We start from the raw sequence: 24,577 nt of genomic DNA on the forward strand, positions 1-24,577 counted from the left end.
TGCCCAACTGTCGCTAGCGTAGGTCGTCCCCGTCCCCCACGGAGACCCGCCATGTGGCTGCTCGATCATCTCTGGCCCGGCCGCAGACCTGTCCCTCCCCCGGTCGCTGCCGAACCGCAGGCGACGCCTCGTCGCCCGTGGCTGAAACGCCCGGTGCGGGCCGGCCGCAGTGGCATGGCGCCGTGGCAGAAGGTCGCCGCACCGCCACGGCGGACGCGCCACTAGGCTAGTCGCCGCGGTCGGCCGGGTGGTTGACCCCGTCGTTGACCGGAATGATGCCCAGTGCGAACGGGTCGATGCCCTCCAGGCAGGCCACGTTGTAGCCGTACTGGTCCGGGTTGGAACGACGCCGGTGGTGGGTGTAGATGCCGCACACGCCGCAGAAGTAGTGCTCGGCCACATGCGTGTTGAACTGGTACAGCTGCAGGTGGTTCTGCCCGCGCACCACCTGCAGGCCCGCGCGTGTGACGCTGGCGGCGATGGCGCCACGGCGGCGGCACATCGAGCAGTCACAGCGGCGCGGGTCGACGATGCCGTCAGGCAGGTCCAGCAGCAGTTCGACCGTGCCGCAGTGGCAGGTGGCGCGATGCCGGGGTTGGACCGGAACGCCGGCCACGGACGTGATGCCCATCAGTGCTCCTATGAGGTGAAACGAAGCCGCAGAGGCCGCCGCCGACGGTGCGCCGGCCTGCCTGAACGGGCCGTAGATGCCACGGTGAACCCGCTTGTGGCTAACTATGCGGCTTCAAGACCGCGACAGGATGCCAGTGAACGCCGCAGGACGATGGATGACAGGAAGTGCCATGGCGCTGCTGGCGCTGTGGGTGACCGGGCTGCTGGCCTATCAGTTGCCGGGGCCGGGCTGGCTGGCCACCGGCGTCGCCGGGCTGTGGCTGCTGGTGGCGCTGTGGGCGTCGTGGCGGGTCGCGCGGGGCCGTGCCTCGCGCCGCCTGGGCCTGGTGTTCGGGGCATCGCTGGCACTGGCCGGCCTGTGGTGGCTGCTGCTGACCCCGCGCCAGGACCGGTTGTGGGCCGATGACGTGGCCCAGCGCCTGCACGTGGTGTCCTTCGATGGCCGCCACGTCGTGCTGGACAATGTGCGTGACTTCAGCTGGCGCACCGAAACCGACTACGACGCACACTGGGTGCGCCGCGAGTACGACCTGGACCAGCTGCGCTCGGCCGACCTGGTGCTGTCGTACTGGATGGGCCCGGCCATCGCCCACACCCTGATCTCGTTCGGCTTCGAGGACGGTCGCCACGTGGTGTTCTCGCTGGAGATCCGCAAGGAGCGCGGTGAGTCGTTCTCGGCGCTGGGTGGCTTCTTCCGCAAGTTCGAGATGACCCTGGTGGCTTCGGAGGAGACCGACATCATCCGCACACGCACCAACGCGCGTGGCGAGGATGTCTACCTGTACCGCCTGCATGGCATGGACCGCGCGCAGCTGAAGGAACTGTTCGCCGCGTACATCGCACAGGCCCGGGAACTGGATGCGAAACCGGGCTTCTACAACACGCTGACCAGCAACTGCACCACGATCGTCTTCGACCTGGCCCGTCACATCGCACCGCGCCTGCCGCTGGATTACCGCCTGCTGCTGTCCGGTTACCTGGCCGAGTACGCGCAGGAGGTCGGCGCGCTCACTCCAGGCGTGCCGTACACCGAGCTGCATGCCAAGGGCCGCATCACCCAGCGCGCGCTGGACCTGGGTGATGGCCCGCACTTCTCCACCGTGATCCGCCAGGGCGTGCCCGGCGCCGAGCAGGACCCGCAGTAATGACCCAACTCTTTCTGACCCGCTGGCAGCGCATGTTGCCGGCGCTGCTTGCCGCCTTCCTGCTGCTGGGCAGCAGCGGCTGTGCGATGGTGACCGTCAAGCAGGTCAAGTCCAGCGATTCGCTGGTCAACAAGCGCGCGGATGTGCTCAACACCGGCAAGCTCAGCCCGGCCGCGCGCGAAACGCTCAGCGCGGCGGGCCTGGACGAGTCGCAGTGCGAGAAGGACTTTCTGGTCTGCCGCAGCACGCTGCTGATGACCGATGACCTCAATGTCGAGCAGCGGCTGTCGGCGCTGTCCGAATTGTGGGTGAAGGCCGCGCTGGCGATGACGCCGAAGAAGACTGCCGCCGGCGACCCGCCGATGAGTGATGCGGCATTGGATGCCTGGCTGGAAGCCGCGCGCTATGCCTATGCCTACCTGTTCTACAGTGGCCGCTCACCGTCCGACCGTGCCTTCGAGGATCGCCAGACGCAGGTGCGCGACTACTACAACTACGCGGCCGAGAAAGCAGCGGTGGTGCTGTTCGTGCGTGCGCGTGCGGCGGCACTGGCCGGCGAGGACTACACGAAGCCGGTCTCGGTCGGCAGCTGGTCGCTGGCCTCCAACTACCAGCAGTTGAACCTGAAGAGCATCCCGGCGCAGCTGGTGCCGGCCGGTACCGTCAGTTTCGTCGGCCTGCGCAGCACTTATCGCCGCGATGGTTTCGGCGCCGAGCTGGTGATGGTGATGGATCCGCCGAAGCTGGTCGCGCCGGTGATCGAACCCGATGGCCCGAAGGCCGAGACCACGCAGGACGACGGCGACGACGCGCACCGTGGCCGTCGTCATCGCCATGACGATTCGGTGCCCGAGTTCAGTGAGATGTCCTCGATCAACGTCACCGCACTGCTGCGTTTCGAGGGCAGCAGCCTGGAAGACGTGATGCGCACGCGCCGGGTCGAGCTGGATGCCTATTCGCCGGAAGCCACCGAGCGCATCACCCTGCACGGTGAGCAGGTACCGCTGGCCGGCAACTTCACCGCGGCCTATGGCCTGTGGCTGGCGCAGAGTGGCTTCGCCCGGCAGTCGCTGCGCACCCTGTTCGGCATGAGCGAGGGCATCGGCGAACCGCACATCTACCTGATGCAGCCTTGGGACCCGAACCGGCGCATCATCTTCATGCTGCATGGCCTGGCCAGCAGCCCGGAAGCCTGGGTGAACCTGGCCAACGAGATCATGGGTGATCCCGAGCTGCGCCAGCAGTTCCAGGTGTGGCAGGTCTATTACCCGACCAATGCGCCGATCGCACTGAACCGCTACGAGATCGCCAATGCGTTCAACGATACGCTGAAGCATTTCGACCCCAACGGCAGCACGCGTGCATCGAAGGACATGGTCTACATCGGCCACAGCATGGGCGGTGTACTGGCCCGGCTGCTGGTGAGCGACTCGGGCGACGTGCTGTGGAATGACCTGCTGGCCAACTACGACCTGAAGGGTGAACGGCTGAAGCGGGTGCAGAACAAGCTGGGGCCGTTGCTGCATTTCAAGGCACAGCCGAACGTGGAACGTGCGATCTTCATCGCCGCGCCGCACCAGGGTACCGACATCGCCGGCAACAAGGTCGGCCGCCTGATCGGTCGCCTGGTGCGCCTGCCGCTGACCATTCTCGGCAAGTTCGAGGACGTGTTCATGGCACTGGCGCAGGCCGAGCAGCAGGTCGATGGCACCGCCAAGCCGAAGATTCCGAACAGCATCGACAACCTCAAGGCCAGCGATCCGTTCGTGAAGGCCGCCGCACAGCTGCCGATCGAAGCGGGCCTGAAGTACCACTCGATCATCGCCCAGCGCAAACCGGAACTGCCGGTGGAGAAGTCCGATGACGGGCTGGTGCCGTACTGGAGCGCGCACCTGCCGGGTGCATTGTCCGAAAAGGTGGTCATTTCCGGCCACAGCGTGCAGGAGACCCCGCAGGCGGTGCTGGAGGTGCGGCGCATCCTGCACCGGGATATCGATGACATGGGGACTGGCACCCGGTAGTGCCGGCCTCTGGCCGGCAATCCCGCAATGCGGCGGCGTTACACCCGCCGCGCGATCACCGTGGCCAGCAGCGCCAGGCAGAAGGTGATCGCCAGGCACAACACGTAACCGGTGTGGGGTGCGCTTTGCACGAACAACGCGAACAGCGCGCCGGAAACCGCCAGCGCGGTGGTCACCGACAGCGCTTCGCTCAGCTGCAGTGCCGAGGTGTTGGCACCCTGCTCCTGCGGCGCCGACAGCGACAGCGTCAGCACCGACAGGCTGGCGTAGATCATGCCCATGCCGAAGCCGGTCACGGCCCAGCCAAGCAGCGACACCGGCAGGGGCACCACGTTGAACAGCACCGCCAGCGTGGCGGCGATGCCGACGGTCATCAATGACGTACCCGTGCGCAGCAGCTGCTGGCGCGACCAGCCACGCTGCTGGTGACCCTGCAGCCATGAACCGGCGAACCAGCCCAGCGCACCGAGGCTGAGCACGGCGCCGGCCCAGCTGGGCGACAGTCCGCGTTCGCGCTGCAGCAGCAGCGGCAGATAGGCTTCGCACGCGAAGAATGCGGCCGCCGCGATGCCGCGCAGCGCGATCACGCTGGGCAGGCCACGGCGCAGGACCAGTGTTCCGGGCGGAAGCAGTCGATGTACGCAGAACAGCAGCGCCAGCATCGCCACGCCGATACAGAGCAGGGCCGCTGCTCCCTGCTGCTGGCCGCCGAAGTACAGCAACAACGCCGCCAGCGAGGCACCGCTGGCCCAGCGCACCACGTTGCCTCGCCCATCGTCGGCGAGGCCGCCATCGGTGGGCTGCATGCGCGTGAGTGCCGGGCGCAGCAGCAGGGCCGCCGGAACCGCCAGCAATGGCACCGCCAGGAACACCCAGCGCCAGCCCAGGTGCTGCACGATCAGGCCGCTCAATGCCGGGCCGACCATCGATGGCACCACCCAACCGGCCGAGAACGCGGCGAATACCTTCGGCTGCAGGTGCTCGGGGTAGCTGCGGCCGACCATGACGTACAGCGAAACCGAGATCGCGCCCGCGCCGAAACCCTGCAGCAGCCGCCCGGCCACCAGCATGCCCATGCGCATCGCGAAGCCGGCCAGCAGCAGGCCCAGTACGAAGCAGGCCAGGCCGTACCACAGCGGCCTGGCGGGCCCGTGGCGGTCGGCCCAGCGTCCGGCCAGCGTCATGCCGATCACGCTGGTGGCCAGGGTGCCGCCGAAGGCCAGCGCATACAGGCGCAGGCCATCCAGTGCCTCGGCCACGGTCGGCATGGCCGCCGCCACCGCCAGGGCTTCGAAGGCATGCAGCGCCACCAGCGCCACCATGCCGATGGTGGTGGCGCGGTAGCGCGGGGACAGGATCGACGTATCAGCCGGCGCACGGGCGTCGGCGGGCGAAAGAGTGGGGGACATATACGAGTCAGATGCGGGCCGCGCTTGTCAACTGGCGGCGAAGATAGCAGCATGCCACCTCAACCGCAGTTTAGGTCAAGCAATGGTTTCCCAGGAACTCAGCGTTGGCGAAGTCTCCCAGCGCAGTGGCGTGGCGGTTTCCGCGCTGCATTTCTACGAGCGCAAGGGGCTGATCAGCAGCCTGCGCACCTCCGGCAACCAGCGTCGCTACAGCCGTGACGTGCTGCGACGGTTGGCCGTGATCCGTGTCGCGCAACGGGTGGGCATGCCACTGGAAGCCGTCGGCCGTGCCTTCGAAAGCCTGCCCGAGAGGCGCGCACCGACCAAGGCCGACTGGGCCAAGCTGTCCGCGCGCTGGCGCACCGAGCTGGAGGAGCGCATCCATATGCTGGAACTGCTGCGCGACGAACTGACCGGCTGCATCGGCTGTGGCTGCCTGTCGCTGCAGCGTTGCCGCCTGGCCAACCCCGGTGACGTCCTCGGCGAACGCGGCGACGGCCCGATGCGCTGGGAGTGACCCGCGAAAAGGGGACGGAGGGGATTATGTCGTTTGTGCATTAACGACTTAATCCCCTCCGTCCCCTTTTTTCTTACCAGACCGTGATCGTCTCGCCGCTCTGGATGCCTTCCACTGCACGCTGGAAGGCCAGCGCCGCGCGTTGCGCGCTTACCGCTTCAAAGCCCGGGAAGTAGGGGCCGTACGCCGCCATCGATTCGATCAGCACGTTCGGGCTGACCACGTTGATGCGCAGGCCACGTGGCAGCAGCTCCAGTGCTGCCGCACGCACGAAGCCTTCCAGTGCGGCGTTCACGGCGGTGGCATTGACGCCATCGCGGATCGGTTGGGCGCTGATGATGCCGCTGGTCAGGGTGATCGAACCGCCGGCGTTGAGGTGGTGCTGGGCGGCCAGTGCCAGCCGCACCTGCCCCAGCAGCTTGTCCTGCAGCCCGATGTTGAACTGTGCTGGCGTCATCTGCTGCAACGGTCCGAAGTGCACCGAGCCGGTGGTGGAGATCACCGCATCGACCGGGCCGGTACGCGCGAACAGTTCGGCGACGCTGGCGTCATCGGTCAGGTCCACGCGCAGTTCGCCGCTGCTGCGGCCGGCGGCGAGAATCTGATGCTGCTGGCCGAGCTGGTGGGCGACTGCCTGGCCGAGCGTGCCGCTGGCACCGACGAGGAGGATCTTCATGGCCGTTCCTTGCGTGAGGGGGTGAGCGCAGTCTGCGCCGTCACAGTGGAGTTAGGTAAGCGGCGTATGCTTCGCAGATTCCTAATTCTGGATTAGTAATGGATACCCTTCGCTGCATGCAGGCCTTCGTTGCCGTGGCCGAGCGCGGGAGCTTCGCCGGCGCCGCCGAACAGCTGCAGGTCTCGGCGGTGATGGTCGGCAAGTACATCCAGCAGCTGGAGGCGCACCTGGGCACCGCGTTGCTGCAACGGAACACCCGCCGCCAGCGCCTGACCGAAGCCGGCAGTGCCTACCTGGCCGGGTGCCGGCAAGTGCTGGAGCAGGTGCAGCAGGCCGAGGCCGATGTGGCCGGCCTGCAGATACAGCCACGCGGGCTGCTGCGGGTCAGCGCACCCACCACCTGGGGCAGCTGCGTGCTGGCGCCACAACTGGCCGGCCTGCTGCGCGCGCAGCCGCAGTTGAACATCGAACTGGATCTGAGCAACCGCCGTGTGGACCTGATCGAGGACGGCTTCGACGTTGCGATCCGGGTCGGGCCACTGCCGTCGCAGGAGGTGGTGGCGCGGCCGCTGCCACCGTATGCGATGAGCCTGTGTGCGGCGCCAGCCTACCTGCGCCGGCGCGGCACGCCGCGTACGCCCGCGGATCTGCAGGGGCACGACTGCCTGAGCCACCTGGCCTGGCGCGGCGGGCATGGCTGGCAGTTGGCCAATGGACAGCAGGTGGACTGGGAGGCGCGGCTCACCTGCAACGATGGTGTCGCGCTGCGCGAAGCCGCGGTGGCCGGCGCGGGGCTGGTGTTGCAGCCGACCGCACTGCTGGCGGCGGAGATCGCAGCAGGTCGGTTGAAGCCGCTGCTGCGCGACTACCTGCCCGAACCACGGCCGATGCACCTGATCTACCTGCCCGACCGCAGGCCGCGCCCGCGGCTGCAGTGCTTCGTCGATTTCGTCATGACCACATTGGGGCAATGAGCATCCACGCCAGGCGTGGATGACGGTGGGTGCCGACCGTTGGTCGGCACGCATCGGGATCAATCATTCGCCGCAGACAGTTCCTGCCCACGCACCTGCGCGGCGCGCAGTGCGGTGTCCACCAGCGCCTCGAAGCCACCGGCCTGGAAGCTCTCGATCGCGGCCTGGGTGGTGCCGTTCGGCGAAGTCACGCGGCGGCGCAGTTCCGCCGGGCTCTCACCAGCCTCATCCAGCATGCGCGAGGCGCCCAGCAGGGTCTGCACCACCAGCGTGCGCGCGGCGTCGGCCGGCAGGCCCTGGGCAATACCCGCCGCTTCCATCGCCTCGGCCAGCAGGAACACATAGGCCGGTCCGCTGCCGGAGACGGCAGTCACCGAATCCATCAGCGACTCGCTGTCGATCCACACCGTGCGCCCGGCACTGGCCAGCACCTTCTCGGCCTGTGCATGCTGCCGCGTATCCACCGAAGGCGTTGCGAACAGGCCGGTCACGCCGGCGCCGAGCAGGGCCGGGGTGTTGGGCATCGCGCGCACTACCGGCAGGTTGCCGCCCAGCCAGCGTTCCAGCTGCGCGCTGGTGATACCGGCGGCAATCGACACCACCAACGGCTGGTTTGCCTGGGCCAGTGCCCGCAGCGACTGGCAGACCTCACGCAGCACCTGCGGCTTCACCGCCAGCAGCCAGGTGCCACCTTGCGCGGCGGCATCTGCGGCGTTGTCATGCACCTGCACACCGAAGTCGGCGGCCAGCGCCTGGCGCAGTTCGGCCACCGGTTCGGCGACGTGGATGTGCGCGGCGGGTGTGCCCTGGCGGATCAGGCCGGCGATCAGGCTGCGCGCCATGTTGCCGCCGCCGATGAAGGTGATGGAATCAGCTGCCATGGAAGTCTCCTCGGAAAATCAGGCCGGGCGCGGGCGCGCGCCGAACAGGGCGGTGCCGATCCGCACCAGGGTGGCACCCTCGGCGATGGCTTCGGCGTAGTCGCTGCTCATGCCCATCGACAGCGTGTCGATCTGCGCGTGCTGGGCAGCCAGCGACTGGAAAAGTGTGCGCATGCGCACGAATGCATCCCGACGGCGCTCGGCCTCGGGCCACGGCGCGGGAATCGCCATCAGTCCGCGCAGGCGCAGGGTGGGCTCAGCGGTAATCGCCGCGGCCAGTGCATCCACTTCTTCCGGTGCACAGCCATGCTTGCTGGATTCGTCGTCGATGTTGACTTGGATCAGCACGTTCAGCGGGCCGCGCGCGGCCGGGCGATGGCGTGCCAGCGCAGTCACCAGCTTGGGGCGGTCCACGCTCTGTACCCAGTCGAAATGGCTGGCCACGGCATCGGCCTTGTTCGACTGCAGGTGGCCGATCAGGTGCCATTCCAGTGCCAGGTGCTGCAGCGCCTGCATCTTGGCCAGTGCTTCCTGCACATAGTTTTCGCCGAAGGCATGCTGGCCCTGTGCAGCCAGCGCAGCCACGGCCTCGGCCGGTTGGGTCTTGGACACCGCCAGCAGGCGTGGATCGGGCCTGCCCGCGGCCTCGGCGGCGGCATGCAGGTTGCTCAGGATCTGGGGCAGGGGAGTGGCCACGTAACGCGTTCCGTTGAATCAGGAGGCTATACTGCCGCCCGGGGAAAGATCCTTCCAGTCGAAGCCGTTATTGGGGAGTAGCCGCTCATGGATATCGCCGAACTGTTGGCGTTTTCCGTAAAGAACAAAGCGTCCGACCTGCACCTGTCCGCAGGGCTGCCGCCGATGATCCGCGTGGACGGCGACGTTCGCCGGATCAACATCCCAGCCCTGGACCACAAGCAGGTCCATGCGCTGGTGTACGACATCATGTCCGACAAGCAGCGCCGCGATTACGAGGAATTCCTCGAAGTGGACTTCTCCTTCGAGATTCCGTCGCTGGCGCGCTTCCGTGTGAACGCGTTCAACCAGAACCGCGGCGCCGGTGCGGTGTTCCGTACCATTCCGTCCGAGGTGCTCACCCTCGAGGACCTGGCCTGCCCGCCGTTGTTCCGCGAAGTGATCCAGCAGCCGCAGGGCCTGATTCTGGTGACCGGTCCGACCGGCTCGGGCAAGTCGACCACGCTGGCGGCGATGATCGACTACATTAACAAGAACGAATACGGCCACATCCTCACCGTCGAGGATCCGATCGAATTCGTGCACACCTCGCAGAAGTGCCTGATCAACCAGCGCGAAGTGCACCGTGACACGCATGGCTTCAACGAAGCGCTGCGCTCGGCGCTGCGTGAGGACCCGGACATCATCCTGGTCGGCGAACTTCGTGACCTGGAAACCATCCGCCTGGCACTGACCGCCGCGGAAACCGGCCACCTGGTGTTCGGCACCCTGCATACCAGCTCGGCGGCCAAGACCATCGACCGCATCATCGACGTGTTCCCGGCCGGCGAAAAGCCGATGGTGCGCTCGATGCTGTCCGAGTCGCTGCGTGCCGTGATCTCGCAGGCGCTGCTGAAGAAGGTTGGTGGCGGTCGTACCGCTGCGTGGGAAATCATGGTCGGCACCCCGGCCATCCGCAACCTGATCCGCGAGGACAAGGTGGCGCAGATGTATTCGGCCATCCAGACCGGCCAGCAGTACGGCATGATGACCCTGGACCAGCACCTGCAGGACCTGGTCAAGCGCAGCCTGATCACCCGCAACCAGGCCCGCGACTACGCCAAGGACAAGCGCCTGTTCGAGTAAGGCGGAGCCGCGACGGGGCGGCGTGCGCCAGTGCGCCGCCGTTCCCGCGCCGTTTCCTCCACCGACCGTTTCCTGGTACATGCCCCATTGGGAGCCCGCCGTGAACACCACCGCGACCACCATCGATTTCACTTCGTTCCTCAAGCTGATGGCGCACCAGCGCGCCTCGGACCTGTTCATCACCGCCGGCATGCCGCCGGCGATGAAGGTCAACGGCAAGATCTCGCCGATCACGCAGACCCCGCTGACGCCGCAGCAGAGCCGTGATCTGGTCCTCAACGTGATGACCCCGGCGCAGCGCGAGGAGTTTGAGAAGACCCACGAATGCAACTTCGCCATCGGCCTGTCCGGTGTCGGCCGCTTCCGTGTCAGCTGCTTCTACCAGCGCAACCAGGTCGGCATGGTGCTGCGTCGCATCGAGACGCGCATCCCGACCGTGGAAGAACTGAGCCTGCCGCCGATCATCAAGACGCTGGCGATGACCAAGCGCGGCATCATCCTGTTCGTCGGCGCCACCGGTACCGGTAAATCGACCTCGCTGGCGGCGATGATCGGCTACCGCAACCAGAACTCGACCGGCCACATCATCACCATCGAAGACCCGATCGAATTCGTGCACAAGCACGAGGGCTGCATCATCACCCAGCGCGAAGTCGGCATCGATACCGACAGTTGGGAAGCGGCGCTGAAGAACACCCTGCGCCAGGCACCGGACGTGATCATGATCGGCGAAGTGCGTACCCGCGAAGGCATGGACCATGCCATCGCGTTTGCCGAAACCGGCCACCTGGTGCTGTGCACCCTGCATGCCAACAACGCCAACCAGGCGATGGACCGCATCGTCAACTTCTTCCCGGAAGACCGCCGCAACCAGCTGCTGATGGACTTGTCGCTGAATCTCAAAGGCGTGGTCGCGCAGCAGCTGATTCCTTCGCCCGATGGCCGTTCGCGCAAGGTGGCGATGGAGATCCTGCTGGGCACGCCGCTGGTGCAGGACTACATCCGCGACGGCGAGATCCACAAGCTGAAGGAAGTGATGAAGGACTCGGTCCAGCTGGGCATGAAGACCTTCGACCAGAGCCTGTTCGAGCTGTACCAGGCCGGTGAGATCAGTTACGAGGACGCACTGCGCTACGCCGATTCGCAGAACGAGGTACGCCTTCGCATCAAGCTCAGCCAGGGCGGTGACGCGCGCACCCTGTCGCAGGGGCTGGACGGCGTGGAGATCTCCGAGATCCGGTGACCCGGCTGGCTTCGGTCGTGACCGGATTGATGAATTCCAGTCATGACCGACTGCCATCCAGTCGGTTCAATCCAGCGCCCCTGCAGGCGTATCGTCAGCGCTCCCCCTCTGGAGCATGACGATGAAGACACGTGAACTCGGCCGCAGTGGCCTGAAGGTTTCCGCCCTGGGCCTGGGCTGCATGGGCCTGAGCCATGGCTATGGCCAACCGGTCGAGCGCAGCCAGGGCATCGCCCTGCTGCACGCTGCGGTGGAACGCGGCGTGACCTTCTTCGATACCGCCGAAGTGTACGGCCCGTATACCAATGAAGACCTGCTCGGTGAGGCGCTGGCGCCGTACCGCGACACGCTGGTGATCGCCACCAAGTTCGGCTTCAAGGACGCGCGCGTCGATACCGGCCTGGACAGCCGCCCGGAGAACATCCGTGCAGTGGCCGAAGCCAGCCTCAAGCGCCTGCGCACCGATCATATCGACCTGTTCTACCAGCATCGCGTCGACCCGAACGTGCCGATCGAGGATGTGGCCGGCACCGTGCGTGACCTGATCGCCGAAGGAAAGGTCGGTCACTTCGGCCTGTCCGAGGCCAGTGCCGCCACAGTGCGCCGCGCGCATGCGGTGCAGCCGGTGGCCGCCGTGCAGAGCGAGTACTCGCTGTGGTGGCGCGAACCGGAGCGCGAACTGCTGCCGACCCTGCAGGAACTGGGCATCGGCTTCGTGCCGTTCAGTCCGCTGGGCCGCGGCTTCCTGACCGGCGCGATCAACGCCGATACCACGTTCGACGCCAACGACTTCCGCAACACCGTGCCGCGTTTCGAAGTGGAAGCGCGTCGCGCCAACCAGGCGCTGGTGGATCGCATCAGTACGATTGCTGCGGCACGTGGCGCGACCCCAGCGCAGGTGGCGCTGGCCTGGCTGCTGGCGCAGGCGCCGTGGATCGTGCCGATTCCGGGCACCACCAAGATCCATCGCCTGGAAGAAAACCTGGGCGCGGCCAACCTGCAGCTGGCGCCGGAGGAACTGCAGCGCATCGCACAGGCGCTGGATGAAGTGTCGATCGTCGGCGAGCGCTACAACGCGCAGCGTGCGGCGCAGGCCAAGGGCTGACCACCCGGTGGCTGCGGACCGTTGGTAGGTGCGCACCGTTGGTGGTGGGTGCGGACCGTTGGTCCGCACTCCTTGACCCTCACCCCATCGGCCCACGCAGCGCATCAAGCACCGTGCGCATCGCCACGGTGACGTGGCGGCGCGACGGGTAGTATGCGTAGTAGCCATCGAAGTGCGGGCACCAGTCATCCAGCACCGACTGCAGCCGGCCATCGTCCAGCATCGGCTGCACCTGGTCTTCCGGCAGCCAGGCCAATCCACTGCCGGCCAGCGCAGCGGCGCGGGTCATGCCCATGGTGTTGAAGGTCCACTGGCCGGTGACGCGCACGCTCAGTTCGTTGCCATCCTGGCCGAAATCCCACGGCATCAGCCCACCATGCGTGGGCAGGCGCAGGGTGACGCAGTTGTGATCTGCCAGCTCGTCCGGATGCCGTGGCACCACATGCTGGCGGAAGTAGCTGGGCGCGCCGACCACGCGCATGCGCAGCGGCGGGCTGATCGGCACAGCGACCATGTCGCGCGCCAGCCGCTCGCCGAGGCGGATGCCGATGTCATAGCGCTCGGCCACGATGTCGGCCAGCCCGTAGTCGGCGGCCAGTTCCACCTTCAAATCCGGATACTGCTGCAGCAGCGGCGCCAGCCGCGGCCAGGCGATGTACTCGGCGGCGTGGCCGGTGGCATTGATGCGGATGGTGCCGGCCGGGCGTTCACGGTATTCGGCCAGCGCGGCCAGCCCATCCTCGATCTCGGCCAGGCGTGGGCCCAGGGTATCGAGCAGGCGGGCGCCGGCTTCGGTGGTGGAGACGCTGCGGGTGGTGCGGGTCAGCAGGCGCACGCCGAGACGTTCTTCCAGGCCGCGCATGGCATGGCTGAGCGCGGACTGGGATATGCCCAGCTGGGCGGCGGCCTTGGTGAAGCTGCCCTCGCGGGCAACGTGGACGAAGGCCTGCAGGTCGTTGAGGTTTTCGCGGGGCATGACGGGATGATACGGCCGGGCTGCGCCCGGCACCTGCTTCAAGCCAAGGCAACGTCAACGTCAAATGCGTGCATTCCGTGGGATGGCGGGGTGGGTCCGGTTGAGGGGGACGCCGTAAATACGTCCATGTAGGCTCGGTCGCCGCTTGCTCGTGTGCGCTGTCCTGCGCACACGGCAAGACCGGGGTTGGGCGTCTTGCCCAACCCGCCCGAGGCATGCCTCGGGCCCATGCGGCTCACGCCCCCTCAACCGGACCCACCCCGCCTTCGACAGTTTCCCGTGAGCTGTTGGAACGGCATTCTGCTTTGGTGGGTGCCGACCGTCGGTCGGCACTGGGTCGGACGTGTGGGGGTGTCGATTTCTGCGTCTGTGGTTCGTCGAATGAATGACTTCAACAACGGGAGCTGCACATGAGCACTGACACCAAGCCGAATGGCCCGGCCTCGTATTTCCCCTCCATCGAGAAGACCTACGGGCAGCCGGTGGCGCACTGGTTCGGGCTGCTGGCGGGGAAGAAGGGCCTGAAACACATGGAGCTGGTCAGCTTCCTGAAAAGTGAGCATGGGCTGGGCCATGGCCATGCCAACGTGTTGGTGGCACATCATCTGGCCGGCAAGGGCTGAGCAGGGGCGGGCCGGGGCAGGGCAAGTCGCATTCAGCTGAACGATTTCATCTGCAACTGTCATGCAGATCGTGTCTAATACCGCTCCCCACCTGCTGTTCCCCATCCGCATGTCCCTTCCCTCCCATGGCCCCGCGCCGTGCGACGACGCTGACGGCCACCTGGTCACCGCCGGTCCGCTGACCCCGCCGCCCGACAGCGCCGGTACCACCGCCGACGAAAAAGCGCTGCGCCACTCGATCGCCGAGGATGTGCAGGGCATGGTGCTGGCCACGATGGTGGCCTCGCTGGGCCTGGCCATCTTCGCCAAGAGTGGGCTGATGATCGGCGGCATGGCCGGCATGGCGTTCCTGCTGCATTACGCGCTGGACTGGAACTTCGGCGTGGTGTTCGTGCTGGTCAATCTGCCGTTCTACTGGGTGGCGGTGCGGCGCATGGGCTGGGAATTCACCCTGAAGACCTTCGCCGCGGTCACCGCCTGCGGCGTGCTGACCGACCTGCTGCCGCGCTGGATCGACTTCTCGCACATCCACCCGCTGTATTCGGCGATCGTCGGTGGCGCATTGTCCGGCCTGGGCATCCTGTTCTTCATCCGTCACCGTGCCAGCCTCGGCGGTATCGGCATCCTGGCGGTGTATCTGCAGCGCACCCGTGGCTGGAGCGCGGGCAAGGTGCAGATGTCCTACGACGCCTGCCTGATGGTGGCCGCGTTCTTCGTGCTGTCGCCTTCCAAGGTGCTGTATTCGGCCATCGGCGCGGTGGTGCTCAGCCTGGTGCTGATGTTCAACCACCGCCCCGGCCGCTACATGGGCGTGTGATCGCGCTCTCCGCGTTCGCCGGGAACGTGTAGATCACCCGCAGCATGCAGTAGAGCCACGCCATGCGTGGCTGGCACGAGCGCCGATCAACCGCCGGCGGCCTTCAGCCACGGCGGCGACAGCTTCAGCAGCCGCGCATGCACCGGGCAATTCTCGGCGTGCGCGCCGGGCAGGTAGCCCAGGCTCATCAGGAATTCGCCGGTGATCTCGCCGCCGGTGAAGCGGAACGTCTTCTTGAACAGCTTCACCCAGTCGGCCTTGCTGAGCGGGTGATGCGCATCCAGCCACGCCGCGAAGCTGCCATGGCTGGCCCGCAGCTGCTGGATCACCTGCGCGTTGTGGATCGCCGCCAGTACCTTCAGCCGGTTGCGGATGATGCCCGCGTCCGACAGCAGGCGTTCGATGTCCTGCTCGGCATACGCTGCCACGCGGTCCACATCGAAGCCGTCATAGGCCGCGCGGAAACCCTCGCGCTTCTTCAGGATCGTTTCCCAGCTCAGCCCGGCCTGGTTGATCTCCAGTACCAGCCGCTCGAACAGTTCGCGCTCGTCACGCTGCGGGAAGCCGTACTCGTTGGCGTGGTAGTAGTCGTGCACCGGATGGCCCGGGGCGATGAGGCAGTAGCCGCTCATGGGGAAGACTCGTTGGATTCGGGTTCGGGATCGATGGCCAGCGCAGGGCGTCCGCCGATGGACAGCATCGGCCAACGCGGTGGCACAAGAGTGAGTTCGCCATCACGCAGGGCCTGGTTGATCGCCTCGGCCTGGCCGCTGACGGTGCCGAACAGCGAACCGGCCCGGCGCCACTGGGCATCCCTGCCACGTGCATACAGCACGCAGTCCGGGCCACGGTGGGTGTACAGCTCGCACAGCAGTACTTCGCCGGTGCCATCGCCGTCCAGGTCGCGATGCACGATCAGGCAGTCGCGCTCGCTCTGGGCGCAGGATTCGCCATTGATCGAACGTGTGGCCAGTGCCTGCCACCAATCGTCCGGTGGCGAGCTGGATCCCTTGGCCAGTTTCAGCGCGCGCTGCAGGGCGACGACGTCCTGCGGCCCCTTGTCGAGGCGCTGTCCGTCGTCCCAGCGTGACGTGCGTGCCAGCGCTGCCGCGATCACCTGTGGCGCGTTGGCATCGGCGGTGATGGCCGGATCACGCTGCAGCTCGCGCAGCGCCTGCACGCCACGGCGCCCAAGATCGAAGCGCAGCACGTTGACGTCGCTGCTGGTGATTGCCGGCGGGTCCGCGCGCAGCCGCGCCAGCTGGCTGGACAGGGTCAGCCGCACCGGGTCCAGCAGCGGCGAGTTGCCCAGCAATGCCAGTGCCAGCACCGCCCAGCACATCCAGCGGTTGACCGGCTCCAGCATCTGCAACCAGCGCCCCTGCCGGCGCAGCATCGCCAGCGCGTAGCCCACGGCATAGCCGGCCACGGCCAACGCGACGAGTACTGCCCAGAACCGGTCCACGGTCCAGCCGTACTGCACCACGCGCAGGCCCAGCGCGTACAGTGCCAGCGCCGCGTAGACCGGCAGCGCCAGCAGGCTGGCTTCAACAAGGCGTCGCAGCAGCAGGGGGTAGGGGGCGCTGTCTTCCCCCTGCTGGTAGACCGCATTGGTGAACGTCACCAGCAACAGCGACAGCACCAGCAGCAGGCTGGCGGCCGAGCGGGTCTTCCACAGCGGCTCGAGCCCGGTGAGCGGCAGGCTCAGCACGAACAGCACCGCGATGAACGACAGCAGCGGCAGCAGCCCGCGGCAGATCGCGAACAGCACCTGGCGGGTGATCTGGATCGCGCGGTGCTGGGTGCGCCCGATCAGCACGCCGAACCCGGCCAGGCTGCCGGTGGCCAGCGCAATGAACGCGTCCTGCCGGAACAGGTCGCGGAAGAACGTCACCTCCAGCAGCTGGAACAGCGCCGCCCACAACCACAGCAGCAGCCAGGTCAGCCCGGTGAACAGTGCGGCGAGGGCCAGGGTCAGACCGTTCTGCCAGGCGCGCTCGAACAACGCCGGGTAGCTGGCACGCCAATGCCCGTGCTGCAGCTGGAACTGCCACCAGGGCAGGGCCACGAACACCGCCACGGCCATGCCCAGGGTCAGCGGGAACTGCAGCGCGCCCGATTCCAGTGCGGTCTCGCCATTGAGGTTCCAGCCGATCCAGGCGGCCAACGCCAGCACCACCGCCGAGCCGAGCGCGGCCTGCAGCCACAGGCGGCGCTGGCCCAGCTCGACCAGGCTCAGCGCCACCGCGCTGGGAATGGCCAGCACCCAGGCGTACCAGCAGTAGCGCCAGCCGATATCGCGGAACGGCCAGGCATCGGACAGTTCCTGCGCGGCATACAGCATCAGACCCTGCAGCAGGGCGATCAGGACGATGGCGCTGCGTGCCGGCAGGGTCAGGGGCGAAGAGGGCTGCATCGATGACCTTCCATGGCAAAGCACCATCCTAGCCCATCGCTGCACGCGCCCATCGCGCGACCATATCGGCCCCAGCAGGTAGAATGGGGCCATGCCTGTAACGCCGACCTCCCTTGCCGATCACCTGCTCGTCGCGCTGCCGTCGCTGCTCGACGCGACCTTTGCCCGCAGCGTCGCGCTGATCTGCCAGCACGACGAGAACGGGGCGATGGGCGTGCTGGTCAACCAGCCTTCCGAGTACACGCTGGGTGAAGTGCTTGCACAGATGGACATCACCACCGGTGATGGCGACCTGCAGGCGCGCATGGTGCTCAACGGCGGCCCGGTGCATCCCGAACGCGGCTTCGTCATCCATGACGACGCGCGGGCGTGGGATTCCAGCCTGACCGTGGGCGACGGCCTGTACCTGACCACCTCGCGCGACATCCTCGAAGCGATGGCGCGCGGCGAAGGCCCGGCCAATGCCGTGGTCACCCTTGGCTGTGCCGGTTGGGGCGCAGGGCAGCTGGAAAGCGAGCTGTCCGAGAACAGCTGGCTGACGGTGCCGGCCGATGCCGAACTGGTGTTCCAGCTGCCGCTGGAGCAGCGCTGGCAGGGGGCGGCCTCGCGTATCGGCGTGGACCTGTTCCGGCTGACGGATTACAGCGGCCATGTCTGAGCCGGTCGCGCCCGCACCGGTTCCTGCTGCCCCGGCGATCCGCCGTGATGGCACCGTTCTGGGTTTCGATGTCGGCTCGCGACGGATCGGCGTGGCTATCGGCAGTGCCTTCGCCGCGCATGCGCGCGCGGTGGCCGTGGTCGATGTGCACGGCAACGGCCCGGACTGGACCGCGATCGAGCGCCTGCTCAAGGAATGGAAGCCCGATGGCCTGGTGGTCGGCGACCCGCTGACCCTGGACGGCCAGGACCAGCCCAACCGCAAGCGTGCGCAGGGCTTCGCCCGCCAGCTGCGGGAACGTTTCAAGCTGCCGGTGGTGATGATCGACGAGCGTTCCAGCTCGGTCGAGGCCGCCCGCCGCTTCGCCGTCGAGCGCGCCGAAGGGCGCAAGCGCCGCCGTGATGCGGCCGCCCTCGATGCCGTGGCCGCGGCGGTGATCATCGACCGCTGGCTGTCGTCGCCGGACGACGCCACCCCCATTCCCTGACTGCCCGACACCGCCATGACCGCCCAGCAAATCGATGCCTCCGGACGCCTGCGCCACCTGCTGACCCTGGAGGGCCTGCCGCGCGAGACCCTGCTGCAGCTGCTCGATCGGGCAGGGCAGATCCGCGATGCCGCAGTCGGCCGCGTCGGCAACAAGCGCCACGTATTGGCCGGTTCGGCGGTGTGCACGCTGTTCTTCGAACCGTCCACGCGCACCCGCAGCTCGTTCCAGCTGGCCGCGCAGCGGCTGGGCGCCGATGTACTGAACTTTGATGCCTCGACCTCGTCCACGCGCAAGGGCGAAACCGCCTGCGACACGCTGCGCAACCTGGAAGCGATGGGCGTGCGCGGCTTCGTGGTGCGGCACCCGGATGATGGCGCCGTGGCCGCACTGGCCGAAGCGGCGGGCGAGGGCACTGCACTGATCAACGCCGGTGACGGTCGCAGCGCGCACCCGACCCAAGGCCTGCTGGACATGCTGACCCTGCGCCAGGCCAAGGGCCCGGATTTCTCGAAGATGAAAGTAGTGATCGTGGGCGACGTGAAGCACTCGCGCGTGGCCCGCACCGACCTGCATGCGCTGCGCACGCTGGGCGTGGGTGAGATCCGCGTGTGCGGCCCGCAGTCGCTGCTGCCGGACGACGAGACCCTGAAGGGCTGCGTGGTCGGCGATGATTTCGACGCGATGCTGGAAGGCGTCGACGCGCTGATGATGCTGCGCCTGCAGCGCGAGCGCATGGAAGAAGGCCTGGTGCCGTCGCTGGAGCAGTACCACGCGCAGTACGGCCTGACCAACCAACGCCTGGCCCGCGCCGGCAAGGATGCAGCGGTGCTGCACCCGGGCCCGATCAACCGCGGCGTGGAAGTGACCGACGAGGTGGCCGACGGCCCGCAGTCGTGGGTGCTGCGCCAGGTCGCCAACGGCGTCGCCGTGCGCATGGCCGTGCTGGAAACCCTGCTGGGCTGATCCCCCTGGTGGGCTGACCTGCCCTGGTGGGTGCCGACCGTTGGTCGGCACTGAACCATCAGTGCGGTGAAGTGCGGGCCTAGCCACTGAATGGTTCCGGGCCTACCTGTACTGACGTGGTTGCCCGATAGAAGACGGATGCCGGCAGGCGCACGCTTGGGCCCATGAACCGCGCACGCCTACGCCTTGGCCGCCATTCCCGGATCGGGCAATCCTACATCCTGACCACCGTCACCCAGGAACGTCGATGCTACTTCGATGATGCCACTGCGGCACAGGAGGTGATGGATGTGTTCCGTCGCATTGATGCTGAGGGCCTGACGCACTCACTTGCCTATGTGGTCATGCCAGACCACATCCATTGGCTTGTGGAGATCCGAGCGTTCTCGCTGGACCACATCATGCAACGCTTCAAATCGAGCAGTGCATTGCGGATCAACCGCATGCTGGGTAGGACAGGACGATTCTGGCAATCGAGCTATCACGATCACGCCATTCGTTCTGAAGAATCACTGTTTCGCCATGCGATGTACATCGTCGCCAACCCGGTCAGGGCGAACTTGGCGAGCTGCGTGGGGGATTATCCGTATGCCTGGTGCCGATGGGAGATCGATGTGAGTTACCAAGCAATGGATTACCCCGAAGCGGAGAGATAGTGCCGACCAACGGTCGGCACCCACCAATACCCAAGCCGACCAACGGTAGGCATCCACCAACAGATGTTTCCCAGCAGAAGCTGTGGCTCAGCGCTTCTGCGCGAACAGCCACGCCCACATTGCCGGGTCCGCATAGGTGGCATCCCAGGCGTTGTGGTTGCCGTCGGGGTACTCGGTGTAGCGCACGTCGCGTGCGCTGGCGCCCTGGAAGGCGGCGTGCAGCCTGCGGTCGTCGTCCGGCGGCACCACGTCGTCCAGCGCGCCGTGGAAGATCCAGATCGGCGTGTGCCGCAGGCGCTGCGCGATCACGGCATACGGATCGGTTTCCTGGGCGACCTGCTCGACGAACAGGGTTGGGCGCTTCGCGCGTGGTGCAAGTACCGCGCCGCACACGGGGACGATCGCGGCAAAGCGGCGCGGGTCGTCCAACGCGATGTTCCAGCTGCCGTAGCCGCCCATCGACATGCCGGTCAGGTACTGCCGTGCCGGGTCAGCGCCGAATTCGGCGATCGTCGCGTCCAGTGCGGCCACTGCCGCACGGTTGTTGCGGCCGCTCCACTCCTCGTGGCCCGGTACCTGTGGGAACACCACCAGGGCGGGGAAGTCGGGATGCTCGCGCAGGTAAGGCCCCAGCCCGGCGTGGGTCTGCTTGACGCCATCGGCACCGCGCTCGCCGGAGCCGTGCAGGAACAGGATGACCGGGAGGTTGGTGGGAGCGGCGGCCTGCACGCCGGCCGGAATGAACACCTGGTAGTAGGTGGTCTCTCCCTCCACCTTCACCGCACGTGCTTCGAAGCGACCACGCGCGCTGTCCGGCAGCGAAGTGCAACCGCTCATCATCAGAAGGGCCAGCAGCGGCAGCCAGCGCGACATCGAACGGACCATGGGAATTCCCGAGGCGGCAGGTATGACCGCATCGTAGTCCGCCACACGTCAATGCGGCATCGTGCGCCGCGTCACTGCGCGCGCGGGAAACTGGCGATGATGTCCAACTGCTCCTGTGCCTCGGCGTTGCCTTCGGCGGCAGCTGCCTGTACCTGTGCCATGTCCGGATGCAGCACCACCAGCAGCGGGTTCTCGCAGACCGGGCAGTCGTACTCGGTGGCGTCCTCGTCCAGCTCCATCTCCATGGCACGCGAGCTGCCCTTCCATTCGCAGGCCGGGCAGGTGTGCTGCTGATCGCGCCAGCCGGGCTGGAAGTAGTTTTCGATCGTGGTTGCCATGGGGGATCCAGTTGGGAACGGGTCAGAGCCCCGCGCAGCGGGGATCCAACGCTTGAGACGGTCAGTGCAGCAGCACCAGGGTGGCCAGGCCGAGGAAGGTGAAGAAGCCCATCGAGTCGGTCACGGCGGTCAGGAAGATGCCACTGGCCAACGCCGGATCGAAGCCGAAGCGTTTCAGTGTGAGCGGCACCAGCACGCCGGCCAGCGCTGCGAACAGCAGGTTGCAGGTCAGCGCGATGGCGATCACCGCAGACAGACCGGGTGAATGGAACCAGGCCAATACGATCAGGCCCAGCACCGAGCCGAGCATCACGCCGTTCAACAGCGCAACCCGTACCTCCTTCCACAACAGGGTGCGCGCGTTGGAGGCGCCCACCTGGCCCAGCGCCAGGCCACGCACCATCAGCGCCAGCACCTGGGTGCCGGCGTTGCCACCGAGGCCGGCAACGATCGGCATCAACACCGCCAGCGCCACCAGCTTGTCGATGGTGCCCTCGAAGTGGCCGACCACGCTGGAGGCCAGGAACGCCGTGCACAGGTTGACCGACAGCCACATCAAGCGGCGGCGCATGGCGCGCCAGACCGGGCTGAACAGGTCTTCGTCCTCGTCCAGGCCGGCGGCGCCCAGCGCCTGGTGCTCGGCCTGTCCACGGATGATGTCGACCACGTCATCGATGGTGATGCGGCCGACCAGGATGTTGTTGTCGTCCACCACCGGCGCGGAGATCCAGTCATGGTCGGAGAACTGGCGGGCGACCTCCTGGTCACTTTCGCCGACATCGATCGCCGGCTGCTCGTCGTCGATCAGGCGGTTGATCGGGGTGGTGTCCTCGTGGGTCACCAGTGCCGCCAGCGACACCCGGCCGAGGTATTGATGGCGTCGGCTGACCACGAACAGGTGGTCGGTGTGGTCGGGCAGTTCGCCACGCAGGCGCAGGTAGCGCAGCACCACGTCGACGTTGACGTCGGCGCGCACGGTCACCACGTCCGGGTTCATCAGGCGCCCGGCGCTGTCCTCAGGGTAGGACAGCACCTGCTCCAGGCGCTCGCGGTTCTCGCGGTCCATCGACTTGAGGACTTCGTCGATGACCGTGTCCGGCAGGTCTTCGACCAGGTCGGCCAGGTCGTCGATGTCCAGGTCTTCGACCGCGGCGATGATTTCGTCCGGGTCCATGTCCGCGAGCAGGCTCTCGCGCACGTCGTCGCCGACGTGGACCAGCACCTCGCCGTCATCTTCCGGATCGACCAGGCCCCACACAACCTCGCGCTTGCCCGGCGGCAGCGATTCGAGCAGGTTGCCGATCTCGGCCGGGGCCAGGGTGTTGACCAGGCGGCGCACCGGGCCCAGCCGACCGCTGTCCAGTGCGTCGGACAGCATCCGCAGTTGGCGTGCAGTCTTGTCGTGGCGTACAGCTTCAGCCATCGCAGCTCCCGCGGGATAAGAAAAGCCGCGATCCCGGCAAGGATGCGGCAACAGGGGTGTTCAGCGCGTCATTATCGCAAGGGGATGTTTCAACGCATAGCCGCCACGCATGGCGACCGGCACGACCCTTGGCGCTCAGGCCGTTTCGGCCACCAGCGCCAGCCAGCGCTCGATGGCGCGGCGGTCGCGTGCGGCCAGCAGCTTTGGCGCGCGGGCGCGCAGTGTGGCGAGGTCGGCCTCGCGGATCGCGCGGCGGACCTCCAGCAGCGTGCCCGGATGCAGGCTGAATTCGGTCAGGCCCAGTGCCAGCAGCAGCGGTGTCATCCGCGCATCGCCGGCCATCTCGCCGCAGACGGCCACCGGGATGCGGTGGCGCGCGCCGGTCTCGATCACCATCTGCAGCAGTCGCAGCACCGCCGGGTGCAACGGCGAATACAACTCACCCAGCGCTTCGTTGTTGCGGTCGGCCGCCAGCAGGTACTGCACCAGGTCGTTGGTGCCGATCGACAGGAAATCGACCAGGTCGATGAAGCTTTCCAGCGCCAGCGCCGCTGCAGGAACTTCGATCATCGCGCCCAGTGGCACGTGGTCGGACACCATGTGGCCCTCGCTGCGCAGCTGTTCGGTCAGCTTGAGCATGCGCCGGCGCACTGCCAGCAGTTCCTCGCGGGTGCTGACCATCGGCACCAGCACCCGCAGCTTGCCGTAGGCCGAGGCACGCAGGATCGCACGCAGCTGGGTGTCGGCCACCTTCGGTCGCGCCAGCGACAGGCGCACGCCGCGCAGCCCCAGTGCGGGATTCTCTTCGTTGCTCAGGGTCAGGCCGGTGCGATCAGCCTTGTCCGCGCCCAGGTCGAGGGTGCGGATGGTCACCGGTCGCCCGCTCATGCCCAGGGCGGCATCGCGGTAGGTCTGGAACTGTTCTTCTTCGTCGGGCAGCTCGTTGCGCTGCAGGAACAGGAATTCGGTGCGGTACAGGCCCAGGCCGTGGGCGCCCAGCGCATGCGCCTGGGTCACGTCCTCCAGCGATTCGGCATTGGCCAGCAGGGCGATGTCGACCTGGTCGCGGGTGCGGCTGGGCTTGCTGCGCAGGCGGCCGAGCTCGCGCTGTTCGCGCGCGTGTTCCTTCAATCGCGCGCGGTAGTCGCGCAGATTGTCGGCCTGCGGGTTGGCGGTGATGCTGCCGTCGGCGCCATCGATGATCAGCACGTCGCCATCGGCGATGCGGCTGAGCAGCTGCGGCACGTTGACGATCAGGGGCAGGTGCAGGCTGCGCGCCAGGATCGCGCTGTGCGAGAGCGCGCTGCCGGCGGCGGTGACGATGCCGACCACCCCCTGTGCCTGCAGCTGCGCCAGCTCGGACGGGGCGATGTTGTCGCAGACCAGGATCTCCCCGGCCAGGCCCTTCATCACCGGCGGCCGTTCGGGCTGCAGGAAGGCGTGGATGCGGCCGATCACATGGTCCAGGTCGTCCATGCGGCTCTTCAGATAGGCATCGTCCATGCCATCGAAGACCTTGGCCAGGCGATCACGCTGCAGGCGCAGTGCATAGCCGGCACTGTAGGGGCCGCTGCGGATCAGTTCGTCCAGCCCGAACAACAGCTCGGGATCGTCCAGCAGCAGGGCATGCAGGTCGAGGAACTCGCCCACTTCCTGGTTCAAGGCGCCATGCAGGCGCTGGCGCAGCTCGTGCATTTCCGTGCGCGCGGCATCCACCGCCCGGTGCAGACGGGCCAGTTCGGCCTCGACCTGATGGGCGGCGACGCGCTGCTCGGCCACTTCCAGCGCATGCGGCAGGCGCACCCGCGCCCGGCCCATCGCCGCGCCACGGGCAGCACCGTGCCCGGCCAGCAGCTGTACCGGCCGCTGGCCGGAAGGGACCTGGCCGGCGCGCGCGCGCGGCACGC

At 67.2% G+C, this 24,577-nt stretch carries 25 protein-coding genes; 13 read left to right on the plus strand and 12 right to left on the minus strand.

Features of this window, described 5'->3' with window-relative positions; translation table 11 throughout:
• Nucleotides 1-226 precede the first annotated feature (226 nt).
• Nucleotides 227-631: a GFA family protein gene (locus ACW5IY_RS04995; protein ID WP_049434405.1), complete on the minus strand. Its 405-nt coding sequence runs from the start codon at nt 629-631 to the stop codon at nt 227-229.
• A gap of 172 nt (nt 632-803) precedes the next feature.
• Here ACW5IY_RS04995 and ACW5IY_RS05000 point away from each other — a divergent pair, with 172 nt between their 5' ends.
• Both ACW5IY_RS05000 and ACW5IY_RS05005 read left to right on the plus strand, forming a co-directional pair.
• A complete protein-coding gene (locus ACW5IY_RS05000) occupies nt 804-1,778 on the plus strand; it encodes an Lnb N-terminal periplasmic domain-containing protein (RefSeq protein WP_100049896.1) in 975 nt (324 codons plus the stop codon).
• Nucleotides 1,778-3,799, plus strand: a complete 2,022-nt coding sequence (locus ACW5IY_RS05005) for an esterase/lipase family protein (RefSeq protein ID WP_049434409.1) — start codon at nt 1,778-1,780, stop codon at nt 3,797-3,799. The genes ACW5IY_RS05000 and ACW5IY_RS05005 overlap by 1 nt, the downstream gene beginning before the upstream one ends.
• 38 nt (nt 3,800-3,837) lie before the next feature.
• Here the strand turns inward: ACW5IY_RS05005 and ACW5IY_RS05010 are convergent, their stop codons facing one another.
• Nucleotides 3,838-5,208, minus strand: a complete 1,371-nt coding sequence (locus ACW5IY_RS05010) for an MFS transporter (RefSeq protein ID WP_049434412.1) — start codon at nt 5,206-5,208, stop codon at nt 3,838-3,840.
• An 82-nt stretch (nt 5,209-5,290) separates the two neighbouring features.
• Here ACW5IY_RS05010 and soxR point away from each other — a divergent pair, with 82 nt between their 5' ends.
• Nucleotides 5,291-5,725: a redox-sensitive transcriptional activator SoxR gene (gene soxR, locus ACW5IY_RS05015; protein WP_049434414.1), complete on the plus strand. Its 435-nt coding sequence runs from the start codon at nt 5,291-5,293 to the stop codon at nt 5,723-5,725.
• Nucleotides 5,726-5,798: 73 nt separating this feature from the next.
• Here the strand turns inward: soxR and ACW5IY_RS05020 are convergent, their stop codons facing one another.
• Complete coding sequence (locus ACW5IY_RS05020; RefSeq protein WP_019336939.1) at nt 5,799-6,401, minus strand: short chain dehydrogenase; 603 nt, start codon at nt 6,399-6,401, stop codon at nt 5,799-5,801.
• A gap of 98 nt (nt 6,402-6,499) precedes the next feature.
• Between ACW5IY_RS05020 and ACW5IY_RS05025 the strand changes: the two genes are divergently transcribed.
• A complete protein-coding gene (locus ACW5IY_RS05025) occupies nt 6,500-7,375 on the plus strand; it encodes a LysR family transcriptional regulator (RefSeq protein ID WP_049434416.1) in 876 nt (291 codons plus the stop codon).
• Nucleotides 7,376-7,434: 59 nt separating this feature from the next.
• On the opposite strand, the gene proC is transcribed toward ACW5IY_RS05025, so the two are convergent.
• Both proC and ACW5IY_RS05035 read right to left on the minus strand, forming a co-directional pair.
• Nucleotides 7,435-8,256 (minus strand): pyrroline-5-carboxylate reductase, encoded by an 822-nt coding sequence (proC, locus tag ACW5IY_RS05030; protein ID WP_049434418.1) that lies wholly within the window; start codon nt 8,254-8,256, stop codon nt 7,435-7,437.
• Nucleotides 8,257-8,274: 18 nt separating this feature from the next.
• Complete coding sequence (locus tag ACW5IY_RS05035) at nt 8,275-8,952, minus strand: YggS family pyridoxal phosphate-dependent enzyme (RefSeq protein ID WP_049434420.1); 678 nt, start codon at nt 8,950-8,952, stop codon at nt 8,275-8,277.
• 87 nt (nt 8,953-9,039) lie between these two features.
• Between ACW5IY_RS05035 and ACW5IY_RS05040 the strand changes: the two genes are divergently transcribed.
• From ACW5IY_RS05040 to ACW5IY_RS05050, 3 genes are all read left to right on the plus strand, one after another.
• Nucleotides 9,040-10,077, plus strand: a complete 1,038-nt coding sequence (locus ACW5IY_RS05040; protein WP_006422551.1) for a type IV pilus twitching motility protein PilT — start codon at nt 9,040-9,042, stop codon at nt 10,075-10,077.
• Nucleotides 10,078-10,156: 79 nt separating this feature from the next.
• Nucleotides 10,157-11,320, plus strand: coding sequence for a PilT/PilU family type 4a pilus ATPase (locus tag ACW5IY_RS05045; protein ID WP_049434422.1), 1,164 nt, complete (start codon nt 10,157-10,159; stop codon nt 11,318-11,320).
• 121 nt (nt 11,321-11,441) lie between these two features.
• The gene (locus tag ACW5IY_RS05050) at nt 11,442-12,425 is read left to right on the plus strand and encodes an aldo/keto reductase (RefSeq protein ID WP_049434424.1); all 984 of its coding nucleotides are present in this window, start codon (nt 11,442-11,444) and stop codon (nt 12,423-12,425) included.
• 79 nt (nt 12,426-12,504) lie between these two features.
• Here ACW5IY_RS05050 and ACW5IY_RS05055 read toward each other — a convergent pair whose 3' ends face one another.
• The gene (locus tag ACW5IY_RS05055) at nt 12,505-13,401 is read right to left on the minus strand and encodes a LysR family transcriptional regulator (RefSeq protein ID WP_049434668.1); all 897 of its coding nucleotides are present in this window, start codon (nt 13,399-13,401) and stop codon (nt 12,505-12,507) included.
• Between the two features lie 410 nt (nt 13,402-13,811).
• Between ACW5IY_RS05055 and ACW5IY_RS05060 the strand changes: the two genes are divergently transcribed.
• Together ACW5IY_RS05060 and ACW5IY_RS05065 are read left to right on the plus strand one after the other, a co-directional pair.
• Nucleotides 13,812-14,024, plus strand: a complete 213-nt coding sequence (locus ACW5IY_RS05060) for a DUF4287 domain-containing protein (protein WP_049434426.1) — start codon at nt 13,812-13,814, stop codon at nt 14,022-14,024.
• A 109-nt stretch (nt 14,025-14,133) separates the two neighbouring features.
• Nucleotides 14,134-14,841 carry a YitT family protein gene (locus ACW5IY_RS05065; protein WP_029379885.1) on the plus strand — a complete coding sequence of 236 codons (708 nt, stop codon included), beginning with the start codon at nt 14,134-14,136 and terminating at the stop codon, nt 14,839-14,841.
• Between the two features lie 86 nt (nt 14,842-14,927).
• Here the strand turns inward: ACW5IY_RS05065 and ACW5IY_RS05070 are convergent, their stop codons facing one another.
• Together ACW5IY_RS05070 and ACW5IY_RS05075 are read right to left on the minus strand one after the other, a co-directional pair.
• Nucleotides 14,928-15,473 carry a DNA-3-methyladenine glycosylase I gene (locus tag ACW5IY_RS05070; protein WP_049434429.1) on the minus strand — a complete coding sequence of 182 codons (546 nt, stop codon included), beginning with the start codon at nt 15,471-15,473 and terminating at the stop codon, nt 14,928-14,930.
• Nucleotides 15,470-17,257: a DUF4153 domain-containing protein gene (locus ACW5IY_RS05075; protein ID WP_049434432.1), complete on the minus strand. Its 1,788-nt coding sequence runs from the start codon at nt 17,255-17,257 to the stop codon at nt 15,470-15,472. Before ACW5IY_RS05075 ends, ACW5IY_RS05070 begins: the two co-directional genes overlap by 4 nt.
• 91 nt (nt 17,258-17,348) lie before the next feature.
• On the opposite strand from ACW5IY_RS05075, the gene ACW5IY_RS05080 reads away from it, so the two are divergent.
• The 4 genes from ACW5IY_RS05080 to ACW5IY_RS05095 all read left to right on the plus strand — a co-directional run bounded on the left by ACW5IY_RS05080 (nt 17,349) and on the right by ACW5IY_RS05095 (nt 20,024).
• Nucleotides 17,349-17,915: a YqgE/AlgH family protein gene (locus tag ACW5IY_RS05080; RefSeq protein WP_005408377.1), complete on the plus strand. Its 567-nt coding sequence runs from the start codon at nt 17,349-17,351 to the stop codon at nt 17,913-17,915.
• A complete protein-coding gene (ruvX, locus tag ACW5IY_RS05085; RefSeq protein WP_010483674.1) occupies nt 17,908-18,402 on the plus strand; it encodes a Holliday junction resolvase RuvX in 495 nt (164 codons plus the stop codon). Before ACW5IY_RS05080 ends, ruvX begins: the two co-directional genes overlap by 8 nt.
• A gap of 15 nt (nt 18,403-18,417) precedes the next feature.
• Nucleotides 18,418-19,368 (plus strand): aspartate carbamoyltransferase catalytic subunit, encoded by a 951-nt coding sequence (locus tag ACW5IY_RS05090; protein WP_049434434.1) that lies wholly within the window; start codon nt 18,418-18,420, stop codon nt 19,366-19,368.
• A gap of 164 nt (nt 19,369-19,532) precedes the next feature.
• Nucleotides 19,533-20,024 (plus strand): REP-associated tyrosine transposase, encoded by a 492-nt coding sequence (locus ACW5IY_RS05095; protein ID WP_049434435.1) that lies wholly within the window; start codon nt 19,533-19,535, stop codon nt 20,022-20,024.
• An 87-nt stretch (nt 20,025-20,111) separates the two neighbouring features.
• Here the strand turns inward: ACW5IY_RS05095 and ACW5IY_RS05100 are convergent, their stop codons facing one another.
• The 4 genes from ACW5IY_RS05100 to ptsP form a co-directional block, all read right to left on the minus strand.
• Complete coding sequence (locus ACW5IY_RS05100) at nt 20,112-20,909, minus strand: carboxylesterase family protein (RefSeq protein ID WP_049434437.1); 798 nt, start codon at nt 20,907-20,909, stop codon at nt 20,112-20,114.
• A 71-nt stretch (nt 20,910-20,980) separates the two neighbouring features.
• Complete coding sequence (locus ACW5IY_RS05105; protein WP_457327036.1) at nt 20,981-21,247, minus strand: hypothetical protein; 267 nt, start codon at nt 21,245-21,247, stop codon at nt 20,981-20,983.
• A 61-nt stretch (nt 21,248-21,308) separates the two neighbouring features.
• Nucleotides 21,309-22,670, minus strand: a complete 1,362-nt coding sequence (mgtE, locus tag ACW5IY_RS05110; RefSeq protein ID WP_010483662.1) for a magnesium transporter — start codon at nt 22,668-22,670, stop codon at nt 21,309-21,311.
• 135 nt (nt 22,671-22,805) lie between these two features.
• Nucleotides 22,806-24,575 (minus strand): phosphoenolpyruvate--protein phosphotransferase, encoded by a 1,770-nt coding sequence (gene ptsP, locus ACW5IY_RS05115; protein ID WP_049434439.1) that lies wholly within the window; start codon nt 24,573-24,575, stop codon nt 22,806-22,808.
• Between the last annotated feature and the right edge of the window lie 2 nt (nt 24,576-24,577).

This window comes from Stenotrophomonas sp. C-A (genome assembly GCF_054030835.1).

Bases quoted from the DNA above. Each gene is read 5' to 3' on its own strand.
- ACW5IY_RS05095 (WP_049434435.1), top strand. From the start codon at position 19,533: ATGAACCGCGCACGCCTACGCCTTGGCCGCCATTCCCGGATCGGGCAA.
- ACW5IY_RS05010 (WP_049434412.1), bottom strand. From the start codon at position 5,208: ATGTCCCCCACTCTTTCGCCCGCCGACGCCCGTGCGCCGGCTGATACG.
- ruvX (WP_010483674.1), top strand. From the start codon at position 17,908: ATGTCTGAGCCGGTCGCGCCCGCACCGGTTCCTGCTGCCCCGGCGATC.
- ACW5IY_RS05065 (WP_029379885.1), top strand. From the start codon at position 14,134: ATGTCCCTTCCCTCCCATGGCCCCGCGCCGTGCGACGACGCTGACGGC.
- ACW5IY_RS05100 (WP_049434437.1), bottom strand. From the start codon at position 20,909: ATGGTCCGTTCGATGTCGCGCTGGCTGCCGCTGCTGGCCCTTCTGATG.
- ACW5IY_RS05080 (WP_005408377.1), top strand. From the start codon at position 17,349: ATGCCTGTAACGCCGACCTCCCTTGCCGATCACCTGCTCGTCGCGCTG.
- mgtE (WP_010483662.1), bottom strand. From the start codon at position 22,670: ATGGCTGAAGCTGTACGCCACGACAAGACTGCACGCCAACTGCGGATG.
- ACW5IY_RS05050 (WP_049434424.1), top strand. From the start codon at position 11,442: ATGAAGACACGTGAACTCGGCCGCAGTGGCCTGAAGGTTTCCGCCCTG.
- ACW5IY_RS05060 (WP_049434426.1), top strand. From the start codon at position 13,812: ATGAGCACTGACACCAAGCCGAATGGCCCGGCCTCGTATTTCCCCTCC.
- ACW5IY_RS05090 (WP_049434434.1), top strand. From the start codon at position 18,418: ATGACCGCCCAGCAAATCGATGCCTCCGGACGCCTGCGCCACCTGCTG.
- ACW5IY_RS05045 (WP_049434422.1), top strand. From the start codon at position 10,157: ATGCCCCATTGGGAGCCCGCCGTGAACACCACCGCGACCACCATCGAT.
- ACW5IY_RS05005 (WP_049434409.1), top strand. From the start codon at position 1,778: ATGACCCAACTCTTTCTGACCCGCTGGCAGCGCATGTTGCCGGCGCTG.
- ACW5IY_RS05070 (WP_049434429.1), bottom strand. From the start codon at position 15,473: ATGAGCGGCTACTGCCTCATCGCCCCGGGCCATCCGGTGCACGACTAC.
- ACW5IY_RS05000 (WP_100049896.1), top strand. From the start codon at position 804: ATGGCGCTGCTGGCGCTGTGGGTGACCGGGCTGCTGGCCTATCAGTTG.
- soxR (WP_049434414.1), top strand. From the start codon at position 5,291: ATGGTTTCCCAGGAACTCAGCGTTGGCGAAGTCTCCCAGCGCAGTGGC.
- ACW5IY_RS05040 (WP_006422551.1), top strand. From the start codon at position 9,040: ATGGATATCGCCGAACTGTTGGCGTTTTCCGTAAAGAACAAAGCGTCC.
- ACW5IY_RS05075 (WP_049434432.1), bottom strand. From the start codon at position 17,257: ATGCAGCCCTCTTCGCCCCTGACCCTGCCGGCACGCAGCGCCATCGTC.
- ACW5IY_RS04995 (WP_049434405.1), bottom strand. From the start codon at position 631: ATGGGCATCACGTCCGTGGCCGGCGTTCCGGTCCAACCCCGGCATCGC.
- ACW5IY_RS05025 (WP_049434416.1), top strand. From the start codon at position 6,500: ATGGATACCCTTCGCTGCATGCAGGCCTTCGTTGCCGTGGCCGAGCGC.
- ACW5IY_RS05055 (WP_049434668.1), bottom strand. From the start codon at position 13,401: ATGCCCCGCGAAAACCTCAACGACCTGCAGGCCTTCGTCCACGTTGCC.
- proC (WP_049434418.1), bottom strand. From the start codon at position 8,256: ATGGCAGCTGATTCCATCACCTTCATCGGCGGCGGCAACATGGCGCGC.
- ACW5IY_RS05020 (WP_019336939.1), bottom strand. From the start codon at position 6,401: ATGAAGATCCTCCTCGTCGGTGCCAGCGGCACGCTCGGCCAGGCAGTC.
- ACW5IY_RS05105 (WP_457327036.1), bottom strand. From the start codon at position 21,247: ATGGCAACCACGATCGAAAACTACTTCCAGCCCGGCTGGCGCGATCAG.